The 5,820-nt window shown below is 69.6% G+C and carries 8 protein-coding genes; 3 read left to right on the top strand and 5 right to left on the bottom strand.

From position 1 onward, the window contains the following. Positions 1-271: FAD-dependent oxidoreductase (locus ACWELQ_RS35980; protein WP_452401478.1), on the bottom strand; the 271-nt coding region annotated here is incomplete at its 3' end. Positions 272-344: 73 nt separating this feature from the next. On the opposite strand from ACWELQ_RS35980, the gene ACWELQ_RS35975 reads away from it, so the two are divergent. Continuing rightward, positions 345-908: a TetR/AcrR family transcriptional regulator gene (locus tag ACWELQ_RS35975; RefSeq protein ID WP_452401477.1), complete on the top strand. Its 564-nt coding sequence runs from the start codon at positions 345-347 to the stop codon at positions 906-908. Between the two features lie 18 nt (positions 909-926). Here ACWELQ_RS35975 and ACWELQ_RS35970 read toward each other — a convergent pair whose 3' ends face one another. Next, on the bottom strand, positions 927-1,556 hold the full coding sequence (locus tag ACWELQ_RS35970) for a response regulator transcription factor (protein ID WP_452401476.1): 630 nt from the start codon (positions 1,554-1,556) through the stop codon (positions 927-929). Then, a complete protein-coding gene (locus ACWELQ_RS35965) occupies positions 1,553-2,797 on the bottom strand; it encodes a sensor histidine kinase (RefSeq protein WP_452401475.1) in 1,245 nt (414 codons plus the stop codon). The genes ACWELQ_RS35970 and ACWELQ_RS35965 overlap by 4 nt, the downstream gene beginning before the upstream one ends. Positions 2,798-2,912: 115 nt before the next feature. Between ACWELQ_RS35965 and ACWELQ_RS35960 the strand changes: the two genes are divergently transcribed. Continuing rightward, positions 2,913-4,403 carry a cytochrome P450 gene (locus ACWELQ_RS35960; RefSeq protein ID WP_452401474.1) on the top strand — a complete coding sequence of 497 codons (1,491 nt, stop codon included), beginning with the start codon at positions 2,913-2,915 and terminating at the stop codon, positions 4,401-4,403. Between the two features lie 4 nt (positions 4,404-4,407). Here the strand turns inward: ACWELQ_RS35960 and ACWELQ_RS35955 are convergent, their stop codons facing one another. Then, on the bottom strand, positions 4,408-4,821 hold the full coding sequence (locus tag ACWELQ_RS35955) for a nuclear transport factor 2 family protein (protein WP_452401473.1): 414 nt from the start codon (positions 4,819-4,821) through the stop codon (positions 4,408-4,410). Positions 4,822-4,917: 96 nt separating this feature from the next. On the opposite strand from ACWELQ_RS35955, the gene ACWELQ_RS35950 reads away from it, so the two are divergent. Beyond that, positions 4,918-5,367 (top strand): hypothetical protein, encoded by a 450-nt coding sequence (locus ACWELQ_RS35950; RefSeq protein ID WP_452401472.1) that lies wholly within the window; start codon positions 4,918-4,920, stop codon positions 5,365-5,367. A gap of 5 nt (positions 5,368-5,372) precedes the next feature. On the opposite strand, the gene ACWELQ_RS35945 is transcribed toward ACWELQ_RS35950, so the two are convergent. Then, complete coding sequence (locus tag ACWELQ_RS35945; RefSeq protein WP_452401479.1) at positions 5,373-5,750, bottom strand: ribonuclease domain-containing protein; 378 nt, start codon at positions 5,748-5,750, stop codon at positions 5,373-5,375. Positions 5,751-5,820 lie beyond the last annotated feature (70 nt).

Below are 5,820 nucleotides of genomic sequence, written 5' to 3'. Positions count from 1 at the left end.
CGGTATCGGTCCGCGACAGCCAGCGCCCGCGCCGATCGCGGATACCGCCCCCGGTCTCCACCAACCCCGCCGCGCGAACCTCCGCACCCACCCCGAGCGCATCCAGCGCCCGAATACCGTTGGACCACAGCGTGATACCGGATCCCGTTTCACCGACATCGGCGGCCCGTTCGAGCACCTCGACCCGCCAGCCACGCCGACTCAGCGCAATAGCGGCCGCCAGCCCGCCGATACCGCCGCCGATCACGATCGCATTCCCCGGAACGTCCACGATGACCTCCACTACAGCTGTAGTACGCTTTCACTACAGTTGTAGTCCCGCCCCGGGGCGAAGGGAAGGCATCGTGACCGAGACCGCAGATCGTCGCACCCGGCTGGCCGACGCCGCCATCGACACCCTGGCGGGTGCGGGCCTGCGCGGGCTGACCCACCGGGCCGTGGATCATGCCGCGGGCCTGCCGGAGGGTTCCTGCTCCAATCACTTCCGCACCCGCGAGGCCCTGCTCGAGGCGGCGGTCGACCGCCTTGCCGAACGCGATGCCCTCGCGTTGGCGCGGCACCCGCTCGCGGCGACCGATCCGGACGAGGTGGCCCGCCTGCTCACCGACCTGGTGATCGGTCAGACCACCGCCGACCGCGCCCCGCTGCTCGCCCGCTACGAGCTCTCGCTGGAGTCGACCCGCCGCCCAGCGCTCCGAAAGGCCCTGCGCGAGAGCGGACTCCGCTTTCGCGCCCATGCGGCGGCCCTGCTGGCCGGACTGGGTGCCGACGAACCCGAACTGCACGCCCACGCCTTCGTGGCCTGCTTGGACGGCATCATGTTCGACCGGGCGGCGGGCGCGGGCGAACCCGACCCCGGGCAGATCTACCGGACCCTGCGAATCCTGTTGCGCGGCTATCTGTCCTGATCCGCGAGCCGGACATCCTCAGCCGTGCGGGCGTACCGACAGCAGGCCCTGGGCCAGCGCGGCGGTGACGGCGGCGGTGCGGTCGGTGACGCCGAGTTTTCCGTAGGCACGTTGCAGGTGCGTTTTGACGGTGGCTTCGCCGATGTGTAGGAGTTGGCCGATCTCGCTGTTGGTCAGTCCTTGTGCCACGTGACCGAGCACTTCGGCTTCGCGTGCCGACAGCTGCACTGTCGGGGTGCGGCGGCGGTGCAGGCGGGCGCTGACGGCGGGGGCGAGGACGGTTTCGCCGCGGGCGGCGGCGCGGACGGCGGCGGCTAGCTCGGCGCGAGAGCTGTCCTTGAGGAGGTAGCCACACGCCCCGGCTTCCACGGCGCGCAGGATGTCGGTGTCGGTCTCGTAGGTGGTGACCACGACCACGCGGGTGGCGGGGCAGGCGGCCAGGATGCGTTCGGTGGCGGCCGCACCGTCCACGTCAGGCATGCGCAGATCCATGAGCACCACGTCGGGGCGTAGCGCGGTGGCGACGGTGATCGCCTCGGCGCCGCCCGCGGCTTCGGCGATCACGGTGAGATCGGTTTCCCGCGAGAGCATTCCGCGCATGCCCTCGCGCACGACCGGGTGGTCGTCGACCAGCAGGACGGTGATCATGCCGGTACCTCGATATCCACCCGGGTGCCCGCGCCGGGACTGGTCGTCACGTCGACCGTCGCGCCGATCTCGCGGGCGCGGCTGCGCAGCCCGGCCAGGCCGAAACCGTTCGGGCCAGAGCTGTTCGCGCCGGAACCGTTCCCGACAAAGCCGCTCGTGCCGGAGTCGTTCAGACCGCTCGCGTCGAAACCGATGCCGTTGTCCGCCACCGAGAGTCGGACGCCGTCGCGGGTTCGGGCGAGGTCGACGCGCACGGTGTCGGCGCGGGAATGGCGGCGCACGTTGGCCAAGGTCTCCTGCGCCGCACGCAGCAGCACCACCTCGGTGCCGGTATCCAAGTGCGGCACAGCGGGATCCACGTGCACCTCCACCTCGATGCCGGTCTCGTCGGTGAGGCGGCGGCAGCGCCGTCGCACCGAGTCGGCCAGCGAGCCGCTGCCCAGATCCGGGGGCATCAGTGTCTCCACCATGCTGCGGGCCTCGACCAGGTTCTCCCGTGCGGTGGCCTCGATCAGCGCGCAGTGGCGGCGCGCGGCATCGGGATCCGCGTCGAGTTCGGATTCGAGCGCCTGGGCCAGGGCGGCGATGCCCGCGAAGCCCTGCGTCAGCGTGTCGTGGATCTCGCGCGCCAGCCGGGTGCGTTCGGCGGCGGATCCCGCTTCCCGCGACAGTCTTTCGACGTCGGTGCGGCTGCGCTCCAATTCCTCCAGCAGCACGGCCAGCTGCTCGCCCCGGTCGATGGCCAGGGCGATGGTCGAGCCGATCGCCGGGTTGAACACCACCGCGACCAGCGAGATGGCCAGTCCGAGCGGCACATCCGTGTGCGTGACCAGCGAGGCGATCAGCGGCGCGAAGCTGACCGGGGCGGCCACCAGGATGGCCGCACGCACCGGCAGCGACATGTAGATCAGCGCGTAGACGACCATCACCGCCGCGACCGCCGACGTCGACCACCAGATGGCGGCCATGAAACACACCAGCGCACCGGCCACGAACGTCACCGAGCGCCGGTTCACCGTGCGGCGGAAGAAGGCATCCGGATCGCTCAATCGCGGCGCCAATTGCGCGGACCACAGCAGCAGGCCGCACAGGGCCGCCACCGCCGCCCACACGTGACCGGCGTCTTGGCGGCGCATCACGATCGCCAGCACGATGGTGGCCACGCAACCGCCGACCACGTAGGCACACCAGATCCGGTACCAGAAGACCCAGCGTTCGGGCCCCGTGGCGCGCACGTTCATGTTCCGACGATAGCCCTTCACGAGCGGCCGTCCTGTCCCCCGAACGGTTGACGCGACCGCCTGCGCACCCTGCCTACGCTGCGACAAAAGGCTCTCGCGAACAAGGGGATTCGCCATGACGACCACTTCGGTCACACCCGATTCGACCCTCTACCCACCGCGCTGGCAGCCAGCGCCGCTGCGCTGGCATCGCACCCGGGTGTCGTGGTGGCGGTCCTGGAAACTGGCCGCCGGGGTGGTGCCGCGCATGCGCGACAGCACCATCGCCGAGTACTACGGCACGCTGCTGCCCGGGCAGGACGACATCATGGTGGCGCGCATGCCACTGCTGCGGTTCGTGCTGGTGCGCAGTCCGGAGCTGGCGCGGCACGTGCTGGTCACCAATCAGGACAACTACGTCAAGAGCGCGGAGTACGAGATGCTGGCCGTCGCGTTCGGGCGGGGTCTGGTCACCGAGCTCGACGAGCAACGCTGGCAACGCAATCGGCGGCTGGTCGCGCCGGTGTTCGGCAAGCGCAATATCGCGACGCTGGCGGGTCCGATCACCGAGGCCGCCCGCGACTGCGCGCGGCGGATGGCCGCGCTCGGCGCCGACGGGCCCGTCGATGTGAGCGCGGAGATGAATCGGCTGACGCTGGATGTGGTGGCGCGCACCATGTTCGGGATCGATCTGAACGGGCCGATGGCGGAGGTGACGCTGTCGCGGCTGCTGGCGTTCTTCGGTGTGGGCTACGTGAGCGGGACCTCCCGGCCGCTGCGCGCGCTCGCGCAGTTCCTCCACCGCCGCGATCTGCCCCCGACGGTGCTGCGTGCGTGCGGCTGGATTCTCGCGCCGCGCACGATGGCCGATCTGCGGCATGTGGAAGGCGTCGTCGATCGGCTCATCGCCGACCATCGCACCGGGTTGGTCACCCGCGGCGACAATCTGCTGGCCCTGCTCATGGAGGCCCGCGACCCCGAGACCGGTCACCGCTACACCGACGCCGAGATCCACGACGAGCTGATGACCTTCCTCGGCGCGGGCATGGAGACCACCGCGACCGCGCTCGCCTGGACCTGGAAGCTGCTCGCCGAACACCCCGAGGTCCGCGACCGCCTGCACGCCGAACTCGACGAGGTCCTCACCGGTCGCACCCCCACCGCCGCCGATATGGACCGGCTCGTGTGGACGAAAGCCATTGTCGCCGAGACCATGCGCCTCTACCCGCCGATCGTCGGTCTGGCCCGCGTCGCCACCTCCGACGACCTGCTCGGCGACTTTCCCATCCGCGCCGGCACCACCGTCTCCATCAGCCTGCACGCCCTGCACCACCATCCCGGCATCTGGCCCGACCCCACCGCCTTCGACCCCACCCGGTTCCTCCCCGGCGCCCTCACCCCCACCCAGCGTCACTCCGCCCTCCCCTTCGGCGCGGGCAAACGCATGTGCGTCGCCCACGTCTTCGCCAACACCGAAGCCACCCTCGCCCTGGCCACCCTCGCCCAACACGTCACCCTGACCCGCGCCACCGACGACCCGATCCACCCCCAGTTCTCCTTCACCGGCGGCCCCGACGGGCCTGTCCCGATGCACGTCACCCCTCGACCACCCGCAACGGCCGAATAGCGAGTCAGGCGACCGGGATCAGGGGCTGCAGGACGCGTTCCACCAGGGCGGTGTCGCAGTGCTCGATCACCTCGGTGATCCGGCCGTCGGTCAGCGTGAGCAGCAGGCAGTAGGTCTGGTGGTAGGAGTCTCCGGCGTGTGTGGTGCCGTAGCCGCGTGCCTGCACCACGACACGGTCCGCGTCGGCCAGGATCAGGTCCGCAGTCATCCGGAAATCGTCGGCGAACTGGCTCATGAGGGGGCGCAGCAAGCCTTGCACCACAGCGGTTTTCGGAGACCAGGTCCCTGACCAGGACCAGGCTCCGGGGAAGACCCACCGGCAGTCGTCGGCCATGGCCTCGCTCAACGCGCGGGGATTACCGGCGGCCATCCGCTCGAAGACGGCACGGATCAACTCTTTGTTCTGGCTGGCGCTCATACCGCCGACGCTACGGTCACGAAACACACGGACCCAGCGATAATCACGCATACCCGGCATCGCCATCACGCATGGGTCGGAGGAACGGAGATCGACATGGACGTCGTCGTCCTGGTTGTCTGCATCGTTCTGGGCGCGCTGGCGATCCAGTTGATCTGGATACCCATCGTGATCCACTTCCGCAGGAAGAACGCCCGGCTGGATCAGGAGTTGGCCGCGGCGATGGCCGCGGAATCGATCATCCGTCCGATGGAACGCGGCGTCTATCGAGGCTCCACCGTCCCGGGCGCGCCCAACGTCAGCAACAATGGCCGTATCGGCCTCACCGCACGCCGCCTCGTCTTCCGCACCGCCACCTCGAAACTGATCGAGATCCCGGTCTCCGCGATCACCGGCGCCCACGAAGCCAAGGTCTTCAAGGGCGCGATCCGAGGCGGCAGCACCCACCTCGTCATCTCCACCCACACCGGCGACTACGGCTTCCTACTCCCCAACCCCGCCGAATGGATAGCCACCCTCGACAACCTGGCCCACCATCCACGCTGAGCGGATCAGCGCATTCTGGTGAAGGTGGCGTAATGGTCGTCGGTGTACCAGGCCGAGCCGTCGTCGCCGGTCACGATGCGCTGGGCGTCGCGAGAGTGTCCCGGCACCTTGCAATTCACGTCCCATTCCCGGTAATTCACCCCGGCGGGTAATTGGCCGCCCCTGTTCTGCCAGACGGTTCCGCCCTTGGTGCCGGGGCAGTCGGACGGTGGCCATTCGCCCTTGTCGATCAATCCCAGTGTGGTCCAAGCCTGTTGCGGCACGGTGGAGGCGAGGAGCCGCAATTCGATCCCGGCCGCCGTGTGGTGCGCGACGGGCGAGTCGAGGCGTCCACCGCCCATCAGCAGTCCGATCGACGCGAGCAGCGCCAGCCCGACCGCTATCGCCCGACCCCACCTCGTCGCACCCGGTCGAGGAACGCCTCGCCCGCTGGGCCTCCGCTCATGCGACGTG

This window comes from Nocardia sp. NPDC004722 (assembly GCF_053601505.1).
Note: the sequence above shows the minus strand (reverse complement) of the source record. Positions and strands in the feature narration are given on the sequence as shown.